Origin of the sequence: Mesorhizobium sp. M7A.F.Ca.CA.003.01.2.1 (assembly GCF_003998945.1) — a bacterium.
In the GTDB taxonomy this organism is placed as follows: Bacteria; Pseudomonadota; Alphaproteobacteria; order Rhizobiales; family Rhizobiaceae; genus Mesorhizobium; species Mesorhizobium ciceri.
The window spans coordinates 1-3,557 of sequence record NZ_RZRA01000597.1 but is presented as its reverse complement, the minus strand read 5'-3'; the positions used below and the strand labels follow the sequence as shown (position 1 = coordinate 3,557).

The following is a 3,557-nucleotide window of genomic DNA, read 5'->3' as shown; positions in this document are numbered from 1 at the left end:
AGCTTGGCATCGAGCTCCTTGGCCAGCACCTCGGCCTTGGCGTCGACGCCGAGCGCCTTGCCGACGATGCGGACCTTCTCGAGAATGCCTTCGTGGCTGTAGTGCTCGGGCACCTCGATGAACGGCACGCTCGTCTTCTTCAAGACATCGACTGCTTCCTTGGGGCCGCTGCCATGCAGCGCCAGGATGCCGGTCGGGTCGACCGACAGCACACCCTCCGGCGACAGCGCGCGCATATAGCCGACATCGGGCAGCTCAAGCGCCGCCTTTGGGAACCGGCTGGTGGAATCGCGTGCCACCAGATGCTTTTCCTGGCCGAGAGCATAGACGATCTCGGTGATCGAGCCGCCAATGGCCACGATCTTTGAAGGATCGGCAAACACGGCCGTGCCTTCCGCGGCGCTGGCGGGTTGCAGTGCGATAACAGCCATGGAGAGGCCGATCACCGGCCCCAAAATAGATCCGCGCACAGCCGACAATCTTGGGAAAACACTCATAGCATTTTTTCTCAGGCTGCAGTCGGGCTTGGGATGCGCGGCAGGTTTTCCGCCAGGAAGCGCCAGTCGTCTCGCTCGCTTTCGCCTTCATGACGCTTGCCGAAGAACTGGATGATCATCTTGCCGTCGGCGTCATAGACCTCGAGCGAGGTGACATGACCGTCCTTGGTCGGCTTGCGCACGGCCCAGACCTCGTGGATGTGGTCGGTGCGCAGATGCAGGTGGAAGGTTTCGTCCAGCACGTTGATCCATGGTCCCATCGGCTTGATCGACTTGATCGGACCGGAATGGATCTGGATGCAGCCGCGGTTTCCCACAAAGCACATGATCGGCATCTCGCCCTCCGCGGCATGATGAAACATGGCCCGGACCGCCTCATTGTCGAGCTGCCAGGCATAGTCCTGCCCAACCAGGCGCACCGCCTGCCGGCGGCTTAGTTTCAGCGTCTTCAGCATACCAAAGAACTGGTGCACGTCGGTCAGCCGGCTCCAGCGGTCACGCAGATCGTCGAGATTGGCGGCCGCTTCGTCGCCATGGATCTCGTCATCGGGGAGTGGCCCCGAGATGTCGACCGTCGGTTCCTGGTTGGACGATTCGAGCGCGGCGACCAGCTTCTGATAGGCATAGAGGCTGGAGGCCGGCCGCAGATGCACCTTGTGCACGGCCTCGCCTGCCGCATCGAAGAACTGGAGGCTGCGGCGGATTTCGTCGCCGTCGCGCTTCTCGATGGCAAAGCCGTGCGCCCAGACCTTCGGGAAGATGCGCAAGTCGATGTTTTCGCCAAGCACCATGGCATTGTGGGTGCCGGTGACGACCTTGTCATAGACGCCGATCTTCTCGTGCACCGCGCTGTCATTGCGGGTCAGCGCCATGACCTCGCCGACGGCCTCGAGGCCGGTCAGAAGATCGTTGACGCGCGGCTCGATGCGGACGACGCCGTCGCCGCAATGCGCCGCGACCAGTTCGGCTTCCGAAATGCCGAGATGGGCAGCCAGATCACGCTCGCGCGTCTTCGGATTGTCTGTCCGTGCCCGCCGGATTTCATGCGGGGCGGGTTTTACGCGCTGATCCATGTCTCGGTCCCTGTTGCCTTGTCTTACTTGTTGAGAATGAGCTTGCCCTGGCGGGTGATTTTCAGCCGGTAGAGTGCACCGTGATGCTCGATGCCTATCTCGTGCTCGCCCTGGAACAGGGTGTTGCTGGAAAGGGTTCGTACCGCCAGCGGAACCCGGTCGAAATGGGGGGAGGCATCGTCGGGACGGCGGACGCGATAGCGAAAATCGTTGGGATTGTGGGTGTTCATCTGGATGGATCCCTTTCCTGTGCCGGGCGTCTGGCTAGGCGTTGCGTAATCCGATTCATTTCTTGACTTGAATAATCATGTTTACTAGTCAGTGCAATACCGGATTAAATGAGTCAACATTTAAGACGTCGGCGACGATCAAAAATGCCAGCCAGCCCCGGGCCAGCCAGCATGAAACCTGGACTTTGGAGTTGGGGCATGGGGTTTGTGACTTGGGAATGGCGCGGCCGGTCGGCGGCGAACGGCGCGGCGGCATTGCTGGCAAGCGTGGCGGCGATTGCCTTATCGGCGCAACTGGCCAACGCCCAGCAGGCGGCGCAGACGACAGATCAAACGAAGAAGGCTGAAGAGGAAAAGGCAGCACCAGCGGGAGCAACGCTGCTCGACAAGATCCTCGTCATCAGCCGCACCGGCGAGACGGCGATCGAATCGCTGGCATCGGCCAGCCATATCGGCCAGGAACAGCTCGACCGCCGCATGGCGACGACGCCCAATGAGATGCTGCTCGGCGTGCCCGGTGTCGCGGCGCAGGCCGACGCCAGGCGCGTCAGCACCAGCATCAACATCCGCGGCCTGCAGGATTTCGGTCGCGTCGCAGTCATCGTCGACGGCGCACGACAGAATTTCCAGCGCTCCGACCACGGCACGCAGTCGACCTTCTACATCGACCCCGAACTCGTCAAATCCGTGGATGTTATCCGTGGTCCTGTAGCCAACACCTACGGCTCGGGCGCCATCGGCGGCGTCGTCTTCTTCGACACCAAGGATGCCGAGGATTTCCTCAAGCCTGACGAGACATGGGCCGGTTCCGTCACGGGACGCTATGAGAGCAACGGCAAGGGCTGGACCACAAGTGCATCCGGCGCCTACCGCATTAACGAGAATTGGGACGTGCTGGGCAACATCGTCTACCGCGACTATGACGACTACAAGGATGGCGGCGGCGACACCGTCAAGGGCACCGGCTTCGACGTGCTGAGCGGACTGCTCAAGACCAGCATACGCCCGACCGACAACAGCGAACTGAAGCTCGGCTGGGTCGGCTCAAGCGATGGCTGGAACGAGATCAGCGGCGGTGCGCCGGTCAATGACGTCGACCTGAAGTCGAACACCTTCACGGCGCGCTACAACATCACGGATGAGGACAAGAGCTGGCTCGATCTCCACATCAACACCTCCTACAACAAGACCAACCTCGATCTGACCAGCCTTGTCCCGCAAAACCGCTTTGATCCGGTCACCGGCCTTCCCGTTGTCTTGCCGGCGGGATCGCAGTCGACATTCGACGTCGGCACCACCGGCATCGACATCTGGAACACGTCCCGGTTCGAGACGAGTGGGATCGCGCACGAGCTGACCTATGGCGGCGACTGGGTCGGCGATAACGTCGAGACCGGCGGCGCGGCTGGTGGCGACAGTTTCTACACGCCTTCGGGCAAGCGCAACGTTTCGGGCGCCTATGTCCAGGACAAGCTCACCTGGGAGTGGCTCGAAGTCATCGCCGGGCTGCGTTACGACAACTACAGTCTCAAAGATGACACCCACGACATTTCCGGCGACAGGGTATCGCCGCGCATCACCGTCGGCGTCTCCCCGTTCGAATCCGCAGGCCTTGCCGGCCTTCAGTTTTATGGCACCTATGCCGAGGGCTATCGCTCGCCATCGATCGCCGAGACGCTGATCAGCGGCAATCATCCGGCAGGCGTCAGCTTTCCGTTCCTGCCCAATCCCAATCTGCGGCCGGAGACTGGAAAGAC

At 61.6% G+C, this 3,557-nt stretch carries 4 protein-coding genes; 1 reads left to right on the top strand and 3 read right to left on the bottom strand.

Going from position 1 to position 3,557, the window contains the following annotated elements; all coding sequences use genetic code 11:
• The 3 genes from EN969_RS21870 to hemP all read right to left on the bottom strand — a co-directional run.
• Positions 1 to 497 (bottom strand): ABC transporter substrate-binding protein (locus EN969_RS21870; RefSeq protein WP_164758407.1); only part of this gene is annotated, 497 nt, incomplete at its 3' end.
• An 11-nt stretch (positions 498 to 508) separates the two neighbouring features.
• Positions 509 to 1,570, bottom strand: coding sequence for a hemin-degrading factor (locus EN969_RS21865; RefSeq protein WP_063168167.1), 1,062 nt, complete (start codon positions 1,568 to 1,570; stop codon positions 509 to 511).
• 23 nt (positions 1,571 to 1,593) lie between these two features.
• Entirely contained in the window at positions 1,594 to 1,800 is a 207-nt protein-coding gene (gene hemP, locus EN969_RS21860) for a hemin uptake protein HemP (protein WP_063168168.1), read from the bottom strand.
• A 198-nt stretch (positions 1,801 to 1,998) separates the two neighbouring features.
• Between hemP and EN969_RS21855 the strand changes: the two genes are divergently transcribed.
• The coding region (locus EN969_RS21855; RefSeq protein ID WP_127419384.1) for a TonB-dependent receptor at positions 1,999 to 3,557 on the top strand (1,559 nt) is incomplete at its 3' end.